This is a genomic window from Brachybacterium sp. GU-2, from assembly GCF_030866705.2.
Lineage (GTDB): Bacteria > Actinomycetota > Actinomycetes > Actinomycetales > Dermabacteraceae > Brachybacterium > Brachybacterium conglomeratum.
The window spans coordinates 2,658,661-2,674,514 of record NZ_CP133037.2 but is presented as its reverse complement, the minus strand read 5'-3'; the positions used below and the strand labels follow the sequence as shown (position 1 = coordinate 2,674,514).

Sequence of the window (15,854 nt, the reverse complement as noted above, 5' to 3'; positions counted from 1 at the left end):
CCCGCTCGACCCACCGAGCCCGGCTCAGCCCGCGACCGGCTCGACTCGCCGACCGGGAGCGCCGGGCCGCGTGACCAGCGCGCTCGCCGCCGATGAGGCCGTGCCCGCAGCGCGGTAGCGGTCCATCCAGTCCGCGGCGAAGGCGTCGGCCTCGAGCGTGGGGACGAGCGCCCAGACGCTCCCGCCGAACCCGGCGCCGAAGGAGGAGGCGGCCCGGGCGCCGAGCGCGGTCGCGTGCCGGACCAGCGCGATCGTCTCGGGGACCTGGTTCCCGAGGTGCGTCTCGGCGAGGCGCTGGGAGACGTCGACCGCGGCCGCGAAGGCGTCGAGGTCGCCGCCACGCAGGGCGCGATGGGCGCGGGGCACGAGCACCGCGGACTCGAGCAGGAACTGGTCCAGCCGGTCCCGCTCGGCGCCCTCGGCGGCGAGGCGGCGCAGCGGCTCCCAGCGGGTCTCGTCCTCGGCGAGCGGCGCCTCGAGATCCTCGCGGACGAGGGAGCGGAGCGCCCCCTGCAGCGAGTCGTCGGCCCGGCCGGTCTCCCGGTTCCAGCGCGCGAGGATCTGCCCGAGCAGGGCGGGGCCGCGGTTGTAGGAGGCCTGGGCGGCGCCCGTCTTCTCCGCGAGCACGCCGGAGACGGCGACGACGAAGGACCAGCCCTCCGGGAGGGCGACCTGGTCGAGGATCTGCATCGGGTCGAACTCGGCGTAGGAGATCATGCCGTCGTGGCCTGCGAGCATGCCGGTATGGTCCAGCGAGCCGCCGCTGGTGCCGACGCCGGGCCGTCCGGCGAGGGCCCCGAAAGTCTTCCCGTTCTCGATCGAGGCGGCGTAGCCGGCCAGCGCCACCCGGTCGGGGATCTGGGAGGTCCAGGCCTCGGTGGCGGGCAGGTCCGCGAGGTCGGCGAGCGCCAGCGCGGTGCCGGTCAGCAGCGCGGAGGAGCTGGACATGCCGGAGGCAGGCGGGAGGTCCGAGGTGATCGTGAGCCGCGCAGCGGGCAGCGGGCCGAAGTTCGCCCCCAGCCGCTCGACGACGGTGTGGACGTAGCGGCCCCAGTGCCCGGCGGGAAGGACCGGGGCGGTGCCGGCGGCGAGGAGGAGAGTGCCCGGGTAGGCGTCGGTGCTCGCCTGGAGGGTTCCCGTCGGCCCGTCGACCCGCTCGGCGTGCACGGTGACGCCGCGGTCCACGGCGCAGACCAGCACGCGGCCGCCGCCGTAGTCGGTGTGCTTGCCGAGCACCTCGATGCGGCCGGGCATGGTCCAGCGCGCCGTTGCGCTCACAGGGCGACCTCGACGCCGGCCAGGCGGCGCTCGACCTCGTCGATGTCGTCGCGGCGCGAGAGGTCCAGGACCCCGCCCGCGAAGGGCAGCACGCGCACGTCCGGCAGGGCGCGGACGGCATCGACGATCTCGAGCTCCCCGCGCGCCGAGGGCTCGATCGAGGCGCAGGCCTCGAAGATCTCCGGCTGGAAGGTGAAGGCGTTCATGCTGACCAGGGCTTCGGGGCCGGCGGCGGCGAGCTGCTCGGCCGACGGCTTCTCAAGGATCCGTCGCAGCGCGCCGTCCTCGTGCTCGACGATCGCGAAGGCCGCCACCCGGTCGGCGGCGATGTTGGAGTGCTCCACGAGCGCGGTCCGCCCGAAGCCGAGCAGGGTGGTGCGCTCCTGCTCCAGCAGAGCCGCGATCCCGTCGCGGGGGTAGAGGTTGTCGCCGTTGACCATCACGAAGGGCCGCTCGCCCACGGCGTCGCGGGCGGAGGCGACGGCGTCGGCGGTGCCGCGGGGCTCCGCCTGGACGGCGAAGCCGATCTCGAGCCGGCGCGGCGCGAGCTGCCGGGCGTGACGGGCGAACTCCTCGTGCTCCGGGGCGACCACCAGCACGGCGCGACGGATGCCGGCGTCGGCCAGGGCCGAGAGGGAGTAGTCGATCAGGCGGTGGGAGCCGATGGGCATCAGGGCCTTGTGGCCGGAGGCGGCGGCTTCGGCCTGCTCCGGGGTGAGTGCGCCGGTGCCCTCCTTGCGCATGCGGGAGCCGAGCCCCCGGGCCAGGACCACTGCGGTGTCGATCATCGTCATGCCCCCAGACGGTAGTGCTCGGCGACGGTGCGGGAGGCCGAGCTGCTCGATGATCGCGTCGAGAGACCGGTTGAACCAGGACTGCTGGGGGACGAGCTCCGAGTCACGCCCTCCTCGAAGCGCCGAACGTTCACGTTGCGAACAAACTAGGCCCAGGCGGCCGACGCGTCAACCGCGGGAGCCGGGCGGGCCGCCCGACGGCCGGGTCGCGCACCGGCTTGGCCGCACGTCGGCCGCCCGCCTTTTGTACCGCCACGACTCATGTGGGAGCCCGGATGAGTCGTCAGGGCAGCAAAACCTGCTGCGGACCCCGCGCGACGGGTGATCAGCGGGAGGCGCCGACGGGGAGGATCGGGGCGAGGAGCGGGTCCGCGAGCACGCGCTCGAGGGCCATGTCGGCGCCGCCGATCGCCGCCGCGTCGAGGCCGAGCGCGGAGGCGCTCACCTCCACCCGTCCGTCCGGGGTGAGCAGCCGCGCGTCCAGCGCCTCCTGCACCGGCTGCACGAGCACGTCGGCGAAGGCGCCGAAGAAGCCGCCCAGCACGATGGCCTGCGGGTTCAGCACGTCGACGAGCACCCCGGCCCCGCGCGCGAGATCGCCCGGCAGGGCCCGGAAGCGCTGCACGAGGCGCTCGTCCCCGGCGTCGAGCAGGTCGCGGAGCCGGCGGAGCCGCTCCTGCAGGGGCAGGTGGCCCGACCGCGCGGGATCGTCGGGGTCCAACACGGCCAGCACGGTGTCGAAGCCGACGAGGGTCTCCCAGCAGCCGCGCCGCCCGCACCGGCACGGCGCCCCGGCGTGGTCCAGGCCGATGTGGCCCACCTCGCCGGAGAACCCGGACCAGCCGCGGATCAGCCGTCCGTCGGCGATGATGCCGGCGCCCACGCCGATGTCGCCGATGAGATAGACGAGGTCGGTGATCCCCTGTCGGGCCAGGCGCGGTGCCTCGGCGAGCGCGGAGAGCTTGGCGTCGTTCTCGATCGAGAGCGGCGGCATGTCGGGGCCGAGGCGCCTCGCGAGCTCCTCACCGAGGGGGACGCCGGTCCAGCCGAGGTTCGAGGCGAAGCGGACGGTCGCGCCCGCGTAGTCCACGGGACCGGGCGGGGAGATGGTGGCCCCGGCGACCCAGAGGCCCTGCGCGGCGGCGGCCTCGAGCGTCTCGCGCAGCTGCTGCGCGACGAGGTCCAGGACGGGGGCGACCGGGTGGGAGCGGCCGTCCTGGCCGTCCACCACGGGCGTCGGCACGGAGGAGCGGAAGCGCACCTGGCCGCCGAGGTCCTGGAGGGTCACCGCGAGATGGTCAACGTTGAGCTCGAGGCCGATGCCGGCGACGTGGCCGGGGTCGATGCGCACCTCGGTGCCGGGTCGGCCCACGGTGCCGCGTCGCTCGACCTGCCCTTCCTGGACCAGTCCGCGCTCGGCGAGGTCACCGATCAGCGAGGTCACCGAGGCCTTGGACAGTCCGGTCTCCTGGGCGAGGGTGGCGCGGGAGCGGCCGCCGTGGGAGTGGAGGTGGCGCAGCAGCAGGCTCAGGTTCGCCGAGCGCATCGCGGCGTGTCCCACCGGGGCGGCGCGACCGGCCGAAGCGGCGGGGCCGGGCGTCCCGTCCGCCGCCCCGCGCACGGGTCGGCTCGGTGACGTCATGGCGGCCATCGTAGACGGGCCCGCCTCCGATCAGCGCGGCTCGGCCAGCTCGAGCAGGCGGGCATGGGCGAGCTCGCGCTCCTGCTCGGTCGCATAGGGCGTGCCCATGTTCATCGCGAGCCCCTCGCTGGCCAGGCGCACCACGAGGGCCTGCGCCGGGTCGAAGCCGTCGGCCGAGAGCGCCTCGCGCCAGCGTGCCGCGTCCTCGTCGACCAGCTCCTCCATGCCCGGGCGGTCGCCGAGGACGGTCAGCAGGGAGGACGGGGAGAAGATCTCGGCCGCCCGCGAGTCCGGTGCGGTCAGGGCGCGCACGTAGGCGCGCAGCAGCTTGCCGGGACGGTTCTCGGAGAGGTCGACGAGGGCGTGCACATCGGCCCAGAACTGCTCGTTGGAGCGGTGCACGAGGGCCTTCTCGAGCTCGAGTCGGTGCGGGAAGTGGTGGGTCAGCGCCCCCTTGGACACCCCGGCGCGTCGGGCGATGTCCGCGAGGCTCACCCCGCCGCCGTGCTCCACGATCATGCTCGCGGCGGCGTCGAGGATCGCGGCGCGGGTGCGCTCCTTGTCGCGCTGGGGCGCGGGCTGCGCGGCGGGCTCGTCGGCGGTGACGGGCTCGTCGGCGGTGCCGGGGTCGTCGTTCTCCACGATCAGCTCCTGGGTGTCGTCTCGGAGGGGATGAGGCGCCAGGCGAGGAAGGCCGCGAGGGCCAGCAGCCCGGCGGCGACATAGGCGGTGGCCTGGGTGGCGTGCGTGAAGGCGTCCTGCGCGAGGTCGAGCAGGGGCGCCCCCTCCCCCATGATGCTCGATGTGTGGGCGAGGGAGTCCTCCATCGCCTCGGCCTGGGCGGCGGGTGTGCCGGAGGGGATCGTGAGGTCCGCACGGTAGATCGCGGTGTGCAGCGAGCCGAGCACCCCGATGCCGAGCGCGACGCCCAGCTCATAGGCGGTCTCCGAGATCGAGGAGGCGGCGCCGGCGCGCTCGGGCGGCACCGCGGAGACCACGGCGTCGGTGGACAGCGTCATCGACAGGCCCGTGCCGAGCCCGATCACGGCCAGGGCGATCCCGATCCCGAGATAGCCCGGCAGTCCCTCGGCGACGCCGAGTCCGGCCAGCCCCAGCGCCCCGACGGCGAGCCCGAGGGCGATCGCGCGGCCCCGTCCGAGCCGGGCGAGCGCCACGCCGACGACGACCACCACGACGAGGGAGGCCAGCGTCGCGGGCATCTCCGCGAGCCCGGCCACGAAGGGCGAGAAGCCGCGGACCAGCTGGAGGTATTGGGAGAAGAAGTAGAGCATCCCGAGGAAGGCGAAGATCGACAGGCCGTTCGCGGCGATCGCACCGCTGAAGGCGGGGATGCGGAAGAGCTCGACGTCGATCAGCGGGGTGGCCAGGCGTCGCTGGCGACGCACGAAGACGACGGCCGCGGCGGCGCCGACCAGGGCGGCCAGCAGGGCGGGCGCTCCGGCGCCGCCGCCGAGCACCTGCTTGATCGCGAAGACGACGGGCACCACGGCCAGCACCGACAGCAGTGCGGAGAGCAGGTCGATCCACCCCGCGACAGGGCTGCGCGACTCGGGCAGCAGCCAGGCGCCGAGCCCGACGACCGCCACGATCACCGGGACGTTGATGAGGAACACCGAGCCCCACCAGAACATCTCGAGCAGCGCCCCGCCGACCAGCGGGCCGACGGCGCCGCCGGCCATGGCGCCCGCGGACCACAGCGCGATCGCACGGGTGCGCTGGGCGGGGTCGTGGAACAGGTTGCGGATGATCGACAGGGTCGAGGGCATGATCGTGGCGCCCGCGAGTCCCAGCAGCGCACGGGCGGCGATCAGCATCCCGGCGCTCGGGGCGAAGGCCGCCAGCAGCGACGCTGCACCGAAGGCGACGGCACCGATCAGGAGCAGGCGCTTGCGGCCGATGCGGTCGGCGAGGTTGCCCATGGTGACCAGCAGTCCGGCCAGGACGAAGGAGTAGATGTCCCCGATCCACAGGATCTGCGTGGCCGTGGGGGCGAGGTCCGCGGTCAGCGAGGGGATCGCGAGGAAGAGCACCGTGCCGTCGACGACGAGGAGCGTCACCGCGAGCACGAGCACGATGAGCGCCGCCCACTCGCGGCGACCGGCCAGGGGCACGGTCGCGGGCGAGGGGACGGCGGAGGTCCGTGAGGTCGTCATGCCCCGGAGACTAACGAACCGATCGGTTCGTTGCCAGAGCCGTTCGGCTCGTGTGAGTCATCTGGCGCGGGATGTGACGCACGGAGCAGAACCCGCACGCTCCCGCCGGGTGCATCGGGCCGCAGCGGTGGCATGATTTCGCTCCGTGCACGAGGACACCTCGAGCTCGCCCCGCTCCGACGAGCCCCTCACCCCAGACCCCGAGCGAACCCCTCCGGCCGACGAGCCCGCCTCGCAGGCCCCTCCCCCATCGGCCGCGCCGCCCTCCCCGTCGGCCGGCCCGATCTGCCCGCCGGCCACGATCCCGCCGACCGGCACCGTGCCGCGCTCCCCCGCCGGGCCCCGCGACCACCCGCACAGCCATCACCATCTCGACCACCGCGGTATGCCCCGCTCCCGGACCCCGCTCGCCGCGGCCTCGCTCGGCGCGCTCGGCGTGGTCTTCGGCGACATCGGCACGAGCCCGCTGTACGCGCTGCAGACCGTGTTCAGCCTCCACCACCACGCCGTCGCCCCCACCGAGGCCGACGTGCTCGGGGTGATCTCGATGGTCGTGTGGTGCCTGCTGATCATCGTGACCTTCGCCTACATCGGCCTGATCATGCGGGCCGACAACCAGGGCGAGGGCGGCATCCTCGCCCTGACCGCGCTGGTGCTGCGCAAGCTGCACGGGCCCGGCGGGGTCGGTCCGCGCGAGGCGTCCGTCGCGCTGGTGCTCGGCGTGATCGGGGCGGCGCTGTTCTTCGGCGACTCGGTGATCACCCCGGCGATCTCCGTGCTCTCCGCCTTCGAGGGCATCGAGGTGGCCGCCGCGGTGCCCGACGCCGTGATCGTGCCCGGCGCGCTGATCGTGCTCACCGCGCTCTTCGCCGTGCAGCACCGCGGCACCGGCGGCATCGGGCGGTTCTTCGGCCCGGTGATGGCGCTGTGGTTCCTGACCCTCGCCGCGATCGGGCTGCCGCACCTGCTGGCCGGCCCCTCGATCCTGCGCGCCCTGTCCCCGCACCACGCGATCGCGTTCATGGCGGACCGTCCCTTCGTCGCGTTCATCGCGCTCGGCGCGGTGGTCCTCGCGATCACCGGTGCGGAGGCGCTGTACGCCGACATGGGCCACTTCGGGCGCCGCCCGATCGCGGTCGCCTGGCTCGCGCTGGTGCTCCCGGCGCTGGTGATCAACTACCTGGGCCAGGGCGCGCTGATCCTCGCCGACCCCGCCGCGATCGCGAACCCCTTCTTCACCCTCGTGCCCGAGGCGCTGCGGATCCCGCTGGTGGCGCTCTCGGCCGTCGCGACGGTGATCGCCTCCCAGGCCGTGATCTCCGGGGCGTTCTCGGTGGCGCGCCAGGCGACGCGGCTGTCGCTGCTGCCGCGGATGAAGGTCACCCAGACCTCCCTCGAGCACGGCGGCCAGGTCTACCTCCCCGCGATCAACCTGCTGCTCTTCGCAGGGGTGGTCACCCTGGTGCTCGTCTTCCGCCGCTCCGAGGCGCTCGCGGCGGCCTACGGCCTGGCCGTCACCGCGACGATCCTGCTGGTGCTCGCGCTGTACCTGCTGTACGCGCGACGGATCCTGCGCCGACCGCTGTGGCAGGTGGTGGCGCTCGCGGCGGTGGTCGGCGGGCTCGAGCTGCTGCTGCTCGCCGCGAACATCGTCAAGATCCCCGCCGGAGGCTGGATCTCCCTGGTCATCGCGGCGGCGCTCACCACGATCATGCTGGTGTGGCATCGCGGGGCGCGGATCCTCTTCGGCCGCCGACGGGAGCTCGAGGGGCCGCTCGAGCAGTTCGTCGCCGGTCCCGACTGCGCGGTGCGACGGGTGCCGGGCCTGGTCGTCTACCCGCACGGCGATCCGACCACCGTGCCGCTCGCGCTGCGCACCGGGGTGGAGATGAACCGGGTGCTCCACGAGCACGTCGTCATCGTGACGATGAAGCACATCGGGGTGCCGCACGCCCACCGCGACGACCGGGTCCACGCGCGCGAGATCGGGCCGGGGATCGTGCAGGTGACCTACCTGGTCGGCTTCCACGACTCGCAGGACGTCCCCGCCGCGCTGCGCACCGCGGTCGCGCTGCTCGGGCACCCGCACGAGGCGGACTGCGCCGACGACTGCCGGCGGCATCTGCCCGCGCTCGCGGTCGACGCGGACGAGGCGATGTACGTGCTGTCGGTGTTCCGCATCGAGGCCGGGCAGGAGCCCGTCATGCCGCGCTGGCAGAAGCGGCTCGTGCGCCTTCTCGAGAAGGGCTCCGCGAACCGCACCCAGGTGCTGCATCTGCCGCCGTCGCGCACCGTGGTGATGGGCGCCGAGACGGTGCTCTAGCGGGGCTCGTCCTCGGGGGCGGAGCTCTCGACGTGGTGCCCGCGGTCCGGGCCCGCGCCGTCGTCCGGGCCCGCCGCGTCCGCGGTGCCGGACCGGTGCACGGACCCGTCGGCCGTCCCCGGGCCGGCCGCGTCCTCGGGCCCCAGCCCGAGCGCCTCGGCGGCCTCGCGCAGCTCCTCGGGGCCGACGTGCGCGGTCGCGGGCGGGCGCCTCCCGGCCCGCGCCGTCGCCGCGTCCACGCGCAGGCGCACCACCGCGTCCTTGTCCGGCGCGGGGCTCGCCCCGGGCGGGGTCAGCCCCCCGATCGCCGCGGCCGGGATCATCACGGTGCGCGAGCTCAGCTGGCGGGGCATCACGGTGAGCGCGGCGAGCTCACCGCTCGCATCGTACTGGTAGACGTCGCGCACACGGCCGACGAACCGGTCGTCGCTGCCGCGCACCGTGAGCCCGGCGAGGGCCTGCAGGCCCGGCGCCCGGTGGTGGGTGAGGGGCTGGCCCCGCGCATCCCCGGTCTCCGGCCCGCCGGTGAGGCCGGAGGTGCGATCCTCCGGGGTGCGCTCGGCGCTCATCGGGTCTCCTCGCAGGGGGTCACGCCCACGGAGTCTACCGACGGGGTCCGGGCGCTCAGTCGGTCACGCAGCAGAGCCGCACGAACTCCTGCACGTCCGCGATCGGGTCCGCGTCGGAGGTCTTCTGCAGCTCGCGGACCGTGTGCTCGCGCACCGTCAGGCTCAGCAGCAGGGAGAACAGGGAGCGGGCGAGGAACTTCGGCGAGGTCCCGGCGACCAGGTGCCCCCGCTCGTCGAGGCCGTCGAACACGCGCTCCAGGACGTGCTCGTGGACCAGTCGGAGCCGGGCGATGCGGAAGCGGCCGGGATGGCCCGGGTCCACGATCTCCGCCGACAGCGTCGCCAGCAGCGCCATCGAGTGCTTGCGCGGATCCCACGGACCGCCGAGCGACGCGATCAGCGTCTCCGGCGAGGAGGCGATCGAGTCGGCCGAGTCCAGCAGACCCTGCGCATGCGCCTCGAGCCGGTCGATCACCGCACCGAGCAGCACCTCCTTCGACGAGAAGTGATGCAGCATGCCGGGATGCGAGATCCCGACGCGGCGCGAGATGTCGCGCAGGCTCGCGCCGTCGTAGCCGCGCTCGGCGAACAGGGCCGAGGCGGCGTCGAGGATCATCTCCCGCCGCGAGGGCTCGGCGGCGATCGAGCCCTCGACCATACCGGACCCGTCGGCCGTGCCGGAGCCGATGGCCGTACCGGAGCCGATGGTCGTGACTGCCCCGTCGGCCGCCCGTGCGGCCCCGTCGCTCGAGGCGCCGCGCGCGCCCTCGAGGCCCGCGCCGAGCCCGCCCTGGGACTCGGTGACGGTGTCGAGGTTGCGCAGCACCCGGCCCAGCGGCTCCTCGAGCGCCCCGCCGCCCGCGCGGCACGGCGCCTCCTCGCCGGCTCGATCGGAGAAGACCGCCGACGGCGGCACCGGTCCCGTCCCGGCCCCCTGCGACCCGTTGGTCACGACACCTGTCATCGGCGTTCCTCCTTCACCGTCGGCGGGAGACGATCAGCTCCGCGATCTCGATCGCGTTCAGAGCTGCTCCCTTGCGGAGATTATCGGCCACCGCGAAGAGGATCAGGCCCTTCCCGTCCGGCACCGAGGCGTCCTGTCGGATGCGGCCGACGAATGTGCCGTCCTTGCCGGCCGCCATCAGCGGGGTGGGCAGGTCCACGACGGTCACGCCCGGCGCCGCTTCGAGCAGCTCGCGGGCGCGCTCCGGGGTGATCGGCCGGTCGAACTCGGCATGGATCGCGAGGGCGTGGCCGCTCATCACCGGCACGCGCACGCAGGTGCCGGCCACGGGCAGGTCCGGCAGGCCCAGGATGCGGCGGGACTCGTTGCGGAGCTTCTGCTCCTCGTCGGTCTCGCCGGTGCCGTCGTCCATCAGGTTCCCGGCGAGCGCGACCACGTTGTACGCGATCGGCGCCTGGTACACGCCCGGCTCGCCGAGGTCCACCGAGGAGCCGTCCAGCGCGAGCTCCTCAACATGGTCGACACCCTTCCTGACCTGCGCGGCGAGCTCCGCGACACCCGCCACGCCGGAGCCGGAGACCGCCTGGTAGGTGGCGACCTTCAGCCGGGCCAGACCCGCCTCGTCGTGGAGGGCCTTCAGGGTCGGCATCGCGGCCATGGTGGTGCAGTTGGGGTTCGCGATGATGCCGCGCTTCGGGGCGGCGATCTGCTCCGGGTTCACCTCGGAGACCACCAGGGGCACCTCCTCGTCACGGCGCCAGGCCGAGGAGTTGTCGACGACCACGGCGCCCGCCTCGGCGAAGCGGGGCGCGAGCGCCTTCGAGGTCGAGCCGCCGGCGGAGAAGATCGCGACGTCCAGCCGCTGCCCCTCGGAGGTGATGTCGGCGGTCTCCGCGTCCTCGACCACGAGGTCGAGACCCGCATACGAGACGGTGCTGCCGGCGCTGCGGGCGGAGGCGAACACGCGGATCGCGGAGTGTGCGACCGAGCGGTCGGCGAGCAGGGCGAGCATCACACGCCCGACCTGGCCGGTCGCGCCGACGACGCCGAGGACGGGCCCGTCGGCCGCGTAGCCGGGAGTGCCCGAGAAGTCGGGCGCGGTGGTGGAGCTCGGGGTGCTGGTGGTGTTCATCGTCCGGTCCCTCCGTAGACCACGGCCTCGGTCTGCTCGGCGTCGAGGCCGAACGCCGTGTGGATCACGCGCACCGCGTCGTCGAGCCGCGACTGCTCGGTGACGACGGAGATGCGGATCTCCGAGGTTGAGATCATGTCGATGTTGATGCCCGCCTCGCCGAGCGAGCGGAACAGGGTCGCCGAGACGCCCGGGTGCGCGCGCATCCCGGCGCCGACGATGGAGACCTTCCCGATCTGGTCGTCGTAGCGGACCTCGGTGAAGCCGATCGCCTCGCGCGCCTTCTCGATCGCCTCGAGGGAGGCGGGGGCGTCGGACTCCGGGAGGGTCAGGGAGATCGCGACGGTGTCGTCGACCGTCGAGGAGTTCTGCACGATCATGTCGATGTTCGCGCCGGTCCCGGCGACCACGTCGAACAGCAGCGCCGCCTTGCCCGGCGCGTCCGGGACCTCGACGACGGTGATCTTGCCTTCGCTGCGGTCGTGGGCGACGCCCGAGATGATCGGCGCCTCGAGGCCCGGTGCTGCGATGTCGTCCATGGGGAGCTCCTTGGTCGGGTCGGCGGCGTCGCGACGGGCGGCGTCCGCGGGGCGGAGGGTGACGTCAGGGTCGATCGGGATCTCGCGGTCGGGCTCGTCGGTGACGATCGTGCCGAGCCGGCCCGAGTACGAGGAGCGCACGTGCAGCGGCACCCCGTAGCGGCGCGCGTACTCGACGCTGCGCGCCATGAGGATCTTCGAGCCGTTCGCGGCCATCTCCAGCATCTCCTCGCTGGAGATGACGGGGACGCGGCGCGCGGCGGGCGCGATCCGGGGATCGGCGGTGAACACGCCGTCGACGTCGGAGTAGATCTCGCAGACGTCCGCCTCGAGCGCCGCGGCGAGCGCGACGGCGGTCGTGTCCGAGCCGCCGCGGCCGAGGGTGGTGATGTCCTTCGTGGTCTGCGAGACGCCCTGGAATCCGGCGACGATCGCGACCGCGCCCTCCTCCAGCGCCTCCTCGATCCGGCCCGGGGTGACGCGCAGGATGTGCGCCTTGCCGTGCGCCTCGTCGGTGATCAGCCCGGCCTGCGAGCCGGTGTAGGCGCGGGCGTGCACGCCGGTGTCGTTCAGCGCCATCGACAGCACCGCCATCGAGATCCGCTCGCCGGCCGTGACCAGCATGTCCATCTCGCGCGGCGGCGGGTTCGGGCTCACCTGCTCGGCGAGGTCGATCAGGTCGTCGGTGGTGTCCCCCATCGCGGAGACCACCACCACCACCTTGTGGCCGGCCCTGGAGTACATCGAGATGCGGCGCGCGACGCGCTTGATCGAGTCGGCGTCAGCGACGGAGGATCCTCCGAATTTCTGGACGACCAGGCTCATGAGCGGTTTCCTTTGACTGTCGAGGACGGTGCGGATCGTGCGTGGGTGCGCGGACTTCCGCCGTCGCGGGTCCGCTCGAGCCGATCGGACGCCCCGTGCCGTGCGGTCCGAGCCGGCCTCGCGGGAGCGGCGCAGACGCACGCCTCCCGCCGGACACCGCTCGTCCCGGACGATCCGGTGACGCCGTCGCGACACGCAGGCCAGTCTACGAAGACGGCTCCCCGAAGCCCCAGTGACCTCGTCATTCGAGACAGCGGGCCAGGTCAGGACGGTTCGCGCACGTGACCGGCGCAACACCACCCCGGGCGCGCCGCGGCTGGGCCCCGCGGCCCGGTCACCGATCCTCGCTCCTCGACATCAGCACCGGAAGGCTCACAGAGACGTGGCTTTGTGCTCTTATGTGGGCCCATACCGTCACTCAGCCACGTCTCGCGTTGTGTGGGCACGCCGGGACCGCGGCGGCAGCTGCCCGGAGTGTGATGGCAGCGCGGCAGCGGCATCCACACCGGGAGCGCGCCGCCAGCTCACCGAGTCTGAGGCGACCTCTGGCCGAGGTGCTGTGGAGGAGCGGTCCGGGGTCATGACCTGGCGATCCATGCCGCCCGCCGAGGTGATGTGGAGGGCAGTGCGACGGGGCGGCACGTGCGGGGCATGCTCCCTGCATGCCGCGCCGCTTGCTCCCGCTCCCCGCCTCGCTCAGCAGGCCCGTGTTCACCGCCGCTGAAGCACGAGCCGCTGGAGTCTCGGGAGGCAGACTGCGCGCCGCCGACGTCTCACGCATCGACCGAGGGCTCTATGTCATGACGGAACAGTCGACCGGGGCCGCGAGCTCGCCCGAGAGCGACGGGACCCTGCACGAAGAGGGGGCGACCACGGTCCGCGAGGCCGACGTGATCCGTGCGCTGCAGCGCGCCGACCCGGACGCGGTCGCCTGCGGGCTCAGCGCGGCCAGGCTGTGGAACCTTCCCCTTCCGCTCTACCTCAGCTCCTGGGACGTCGACGACCCGGACTCGACGATCACCATGTCCCTCACCGGAGTCCATCGGCTCAACACGAAGCAGGTGACGTGGCGATCCAGCGACATCTCGTCTCGCGAGAGGACCCGCCTGCGCGGCATCGGCACCACCACGCGCCTGCGCACCTTCCTCGAGCTCGCCGAGGTGCTTCCCCAGGAAGACATGGTGGCGATCGGCGATCATCTCGTGCGCATGCCTCGTCCCTCCCTCGAGGGCCGCAGCCTGCCTCATGTCCCGATCGACGAGCTCTCCGACGACGTCGCTCGGTTCCGGGGCCGCGGGTCACGCCGGCTGCGCTCCGCGATGGCGGACGTCCGCGTCGGCGCCGACTCTCCTCAGGAGACGTTCCTCCGCCTCGCGCTCCTTCGGGCGGGCCTGCCCGAGCCCCTGTTGAACACGACGATCCGTCAGGACGGGCGATGGCTCGGGGAGCCGGACATGGCGTGGCCGCAGTGGAAGGTCTGCCTCGAGTACGACGGGAGGCACCACCGCAGCCGGACGCAGCAGGAGAAGGACATCCTGCGCGGGGAGCGACGACGGCTCGCGGGATGGACCGAGCTCGTGGTCTCCGTGGGCGACATGGACCATGGCGCAGCTCGGGCCATCGAGCGAGTGACGTCCGAGCTTCGCAGGCGCGGCCACACGGGATGAGCGCACCTCGAGTCGGCCGCACAGGATGAACTCGCGTCCGACCGGCCGTGCGCCGCGAGCACCCCGAGTCGGCCAGTCGATGCGAGGCTCCGAGCTGGCCGTGCGCGGCGGCCCCCGGACCAGGCCCGCGATGACGATGTGCCGAATCCTCCGCGGCGCAGGGGGCGAGACGTGGCTTTGTGCTCGAATGGCTCGCAATAACGACACAAAGCCACGTATCGCCGCACCGGGTCAGAGGCCGGCGGTGAGCTCGGTGAGGAGGGCGCGGGCGCCGTCGGTGCGGAGCACCTGGAGGGCGTGGAGGTAGGGCGTCGTGAACGCCTCGTGCTCGACGAGGTCGCCGAACAGCTCCTCGTCGCGGAGGAAGGCGAGCGGGTCCTCGTCGTGCTTCGCGGCGGCGGCCATGACGCGGTCGTGCAGGCGGTCCACCACCGGCCACTGCTCGCCGTTCTCCCCGGTGCCCTCGGCGTAGCGGGCCCAGGAGGCGACGATCGCGGCGGAGGCGGAGACGTCGCGGCCGGCCTCGAGGTTCTCCCGGATCACGGGCACGAGCCAGGTGGGGATGCGGTCGGAGGACTCGGCGGCGAGGCGGGCGAGGGTGTCCTTCACGCTCGTGTTCGCGAAGCGCGCCATGAGCTCGTCCTTGTAGGCGTCGAGGTCCATGCCGGGCACCTCGGGCACGGTCGGGGTGCCCTCGCGGTCCATGTACAGGGTGCGGGTGAAGGGGGCGAGGTGCGGATCGACGGCGGCCTCGTCAGCGTAGGTCTGCCCGAGCAGCAGACCGAAGTAGGCGATGGCCTGGTGGGAGCAGTTCAGCAGGCGCAGCTTCATCAGCTCGTACGGCTCGACGTCCTCGACCATCTGCACGCCGACCTCCTCCCAGGCGGGGCGGCCGGCGGGGAACTCGTCCTCGAGCACCCACTGCACGAAGTCCTCGCTCACCACCGGCCAGGCGTCCTCGATGCCGTAGTCCTCGGCGATCATCTCGATGTCCGACTCCGCGGTGACAGGGGTGATGCGGTCGACCATGCAGTTGGGGAACGCGACCTCGGAGGCGATCCAGTCCGCGATCGGGGCATCGCCGTGCAGGCCGTTCTCGTCGCGGCGGCGGGCATAGGCGAGGATCATGCGCTTGGCGAGGTCCCCGTTGCCGCGCACGTTGTCGCAGGACATGACCGTGAAAGGGGCGGTGCCGGCCTCGCGTCGGCGGCGCAGTGCCTCGACCACGTACCCGAACATCGTGCGGGGCTGACCCACCTGCTGCGCGGAGTTCGCGCCGCCGTCGTTCGAGCCCGCGAGGGCCGCCGCCTGGGCGTCGGCAGGATCGAACCGCGTGGCGAGGTCCGAGGCGACCGCCTCGGTCTCGTACTGGAACTCCCCGGTGGAGGGGTTGTAGTTGTAGCCGCCCTCGGTGACGGTGAGCGAGACGATCCGCACGGCCGGGTCGGTCATCTGCGCGAGCACGGCCTCGGGGTCGTCGGGCGCGAAGAGGTAGCGGGCGATCGAGCCGATGACGCGGGGGTCGCGCGTCCCGTCGGGTGCCTTCGTGACCAGGGTGTACAGGGAGTCCTGGGCGTCGAGCGCGTCGCGCATCCGGGCGTCGCCCGGCAGCAGGCCGACGCCGCAGAGCGCCCAGTCGAGGCCGCGTCCGGCGTTCATGAGGCGGTCGAGGTACATCGCCTGATGGGCGCGGTGGAAGCCGCCGACGCCGAAGTGGACGATGCCGACACGTCGCTCGTCCAGCGGCTGCTGCGGGGTGGCGACCTCGCCGCGGGCGGCGATCTCGGGGAGGGCGGCGGAGGTCAGGGCGGTCGGAGCGGTCATCGGCTCATCCTTCGACGAGGAATCGGGGGTGCGCCCGACGATACACACTCCGACGTCAAATGAGCAGAGGGTGGCGCTCACCTGTTCGACGCCGGGCTCACCGCGGACCCGAGGGCGCTGAGC

At 73.2% G+C, this 15,854-nt stretch carries 12 protein-coding genes; 2 read left to right on the top strand and 10 right to left on the bottom strand.

Translation table 11 applies throughout. The features are described 5' to 3' along the window. Window positions 1-24 precede the first annotated feature (24 nt). The 5 genes from RBL05_RS12130 to RBL05_RS12110 all read right to left on the bottom strand — a co-directional run bounded on the left by RBL05_RS12130 (window position 25) and on the right by RBL05_RS12110 (window position 5,888). Window positions 25-1,278: a galactokinase family protein gene (locus RBL05_RS12130; protein WP_308739249.1), complete on the bottom strand. Its 1,254-nt coding sequence runs from the start codon at window positions 1,276-1,278 to the stop codon at window positions 25-27. After that, window positions 1,275-2,072 carry a sugar phosphate nucleotidyltransferase gene (locus tag RBL05_RS12125; RefSeq protein WP_308739250.1) on the bottom strand — a complete coding sequence of 266 codons (798 nt, stop codon included), beginning with the start codon at window positions 2,070-2,072 and terminating at the stop codon, window positions 1,275-1,277. The genes RBL05_RS12130 and RBL05_RS12125 overlap by 4 nt, the downstream gene beginning before the upstream one ends. 325 nt (window positions 2,073-2,397) lie before the next feature. After that, window positions 2,398-3,714, bottom strand: a complete 1,317-nt coding sequence (locus RBL05_RS12120) for an ROK family protein (protein WP_308739251.1) — start codon at window positions 3,712-3,714, stop codon at window positions 2,398-2,400. Window positions 3,715-3,744: 30 nt separating this feature from the next. Continuing rightward, on the bottom strand, window positions 3,745-4,356 hold the full coding sequence (locus RBL05_RS12115) for a TetR/AcrR family transcriptional regulator (protein WP_308739252.1): 612 nt from the start codon (window positions 4,354-4,356) through the stop codon (window positions 3,745-3,747). 2 nt (window positions 4,357-4,358) lie between these two features. Further along, window positions 4,359-5,888 carry an MFS transporter gene (locus tag RBL05_RS12110; protein ID WP_308739253.1) on the bottom strand — a complete coding sequence of 510 codons (1,530 nt, stop codon included), beginning with the start codon at window positions 5,886-5,888 and terminating at the stop codon, window positions 4,359-4,361. A 145-nt stretch (window positions 5,889-6,033) separates the two neighbouring features. Here RBL05_RS12110 and RBL05_RS12105 point away from each other — a divergent pair, with 145 nt between their 5' ends. Continuing rightward, window positions 6,034-8,211, top strand: coding sequence for a potassium transporter Kup (locus tag RBL05_RS12105; RefSeq protein WP_308739254.1), 2,178 nt, complete (start codon window positions 6,034-6,036; stop codon window positions 8,209-8,211). Here RBL05_RS12105 and RBL05_RS12100 read toward each other — a convergent pair. From RBL05_RS12100 to RBL05_RS12085, 4 genes are read right to left on the bottom strand one after another with little or no spacing between them, the layout of a single operon-like run. Then, on the bottom strand, window positions 8,208-8,780 hold the full coding sequence (locus tag RBL05_RS12100) for a PRC-barrel domain-containing protein (RefSeq protein ID WP_308739255.1): 573 nt from the start codon (window positions 8,778-8,780) through the stop codon (window positions 8,208-8,210). The genes RBL05_RS12105 and RBL05_RS12100 overlap by 4 nt on opposite strands. 55 nt (window positions 8,781-8,835) lie before the next feature. Beyond that, entirely contained in the window at window positions 8,836-9,744 is a 909-nt protein-coding gene (locus tag RBL05_RS12095) for a TetR/AcrR family transcriptional regulator (protein ID WP_308739256.1), read from the bottom strand. Window positions 9,745-9,757: 13 nt separating this feature from the next. Beyond that, entirely contained in the window at window positions 9,758-10,876 is a 1,119-nt protein-coding gene (locus RBL05_RS12090; protein WP_308739257.1) for an aspartate-semialdehyde dehydrogenase, read from the bottom strand. Continuing rightward, window positions 10,873-12,240 carry an aspartate kinase gene (locus tag RBL05_RS12085; protein ID WP_318603658.1) on the bottom strand — a complete coding sequence of 456 codons (1,368 nt, stop codon included), beginning with the start codon at window positions 12,238-12,240 and terminating at the stop codon, window positions 10,873-10,875. The genes RBL05_RS12090 and RBL05_RS12085 overlap by 4 nt, the downstream gene beginning before the upstream one ends. A gap of 800 nt (window positions 12,241-13,040) precedes the next feature. On the opposite strand from RBL05_RS12085, the gene RBL05_RS12080 reads away from it, so the two are divergent. After that, window positions 13,041-13,907: a hypothetical protein gene (locus RBL05_RS12080; protein ID WP_308739258.1), complete on the top strand. Its 867-nt coding sequence runs from the start codon at window positions 13,041-13,043 to the stop codon at window positions 13,905-13,907. Window positions 13,908-14,138: 231 nt separating this feature from the next. Here the strand turns inward: RBL05_RS12080 and RBL05_RS12075 are convergent, their stop codons facing one another. Beyond that, window positions 14,139-15,731 carry a mannitol dehydrogenase family protein gene (locus RBL05_RS12075; protein WP_308739259.1) on the bottom strand — a complete coding sequence of 531 codons (1,593 nt, stop codon included), beginning with the start codon at window positions 15,729-15,731 and terminating at the stop codon, window positions 14,139-14,141. Window positions 15,732-15,854: the final 123 nt, after the last annotated feature.

Excerpts from the sequence above, each read along its gene's own strand:
- RBL05_RS12125 (WP_308739250.1), bottom strand. The coding sequence starts at position 2,072 with ATGACGATGATCGACACCGCAGTGGTCCTGGCCCGGGGGCTCGGCTCC.
- RBL05_RS12120 (WP_308739251.1), bottom strand. The coding sequence starts at position 3,714 with ATGACGTCACCGAGCCGACCCGTGCGCGGGGCGGCGGACGGGACGCCC.
- RBL05_RS12110 (WP_308739253.1), bottom strand. The coding sequence starts at position 5,888 with ATGACGACCTCACGGACCTCCGCCGTCCCCTCGCCCGCGACCGTGCCC.
- RBL05_RS12100 (WP_308739255.1), bottom strand. The coding sequence starts at position 8,780 with ATGAGCGCCGAGCGCACCCCGGAGGATCGCACCTCCGGCCTCACCGGC.
- RBL05_RS12095 (WP_308739256.1), bottom strand. The coding sequence starts at position 9,744 with ATGACAGGTGTCGTGACCAACGGGTCGCAGGGGGCCGGGACGGGACCG.
- RBL05_RS12090 (WP_308739257.1), bottom strand. The coding sequence starts at position 10,876 with ATGAACACCACCAGCACCCCGAGCTCCACCACCGCGCCCGACTTCTCG.
- RBL05_RS12085 (WP_318603658.1), bottom strand. The coding sequence starts at position 12,240 with ATGAGCCTGGTCGTCCAGAAATTCGGAGGATCCTCCGTCGCTGACGCC.
- RBL05_RS12080 (WP_308739258.1), top strand. The coding sequence starts at position 13,041 with ATGACGGAACAGTCGACCGGGGCCGCGAGCTCGCCCGAGAGCGACGGG.
- RBL05_RS12075 (WP_308739259.1), bottom strand. The coding sequence starts at position 15,731 with ATGACCGCTCCGACCGCCCTGACCTCCGCCGCCCTCCCCGAGATCGCC.